The 355-nt window shown below is 46.2% G+C and carries 1 protein-coding gene; it reads right to left on the minus strand.

Translation table 11 applies throughout. The annotated features are described in order from the left end of the window. Positions 1–355: EF-Tu/IF-2/RF-3 family GTPase (locus CP355_RS10135; RefSeq protein ID WP_255406622.1), on the minus strand; the 355-nt coding region annotated here is incomplete at both ends.

The raw sequence follows: 355 nt of genomic DNA on the forward strand, positions 1-355 counted from the left end.
AGCCGATAATATCACCGGCATAGGCTTCATCTGCGTGAGTGCGATCGCCAGCCATAAAAGTGAGTGCATCAGAAATCACCACATCTTTGCCGATACGAACGTGGCGCAATTTCATTCCTTTTTCATATTTACCTGAAACAATACGCATAAACGCAACACGGTCGCGGTGCTTAGGATCCATATTGGCTTGGATTTTAAATACAAATCCGGTTAATTTTTCTTCGCTACTTTCTACAATGCGTGTATCCGCTTGGCGAGCTTGCGGCGCGGGCGCCCATTGAGTTAAGCCATCAAGAAAATGATCAACACCAAAGTTACCCAATGCCGTTCCAAAGAACACAGGGGTTAGTTCGCC

The organism is Lactobacillus sp. UMNPBX4 (assembly GCF_002554115.1).
Taxonomy (GTDB): domain Bacteria; phylum Bacillota; class Bacilli; order Lactobacillales; family Lactobacillaceae; genus Lactobacillus; species Lactobacillus gallinarum.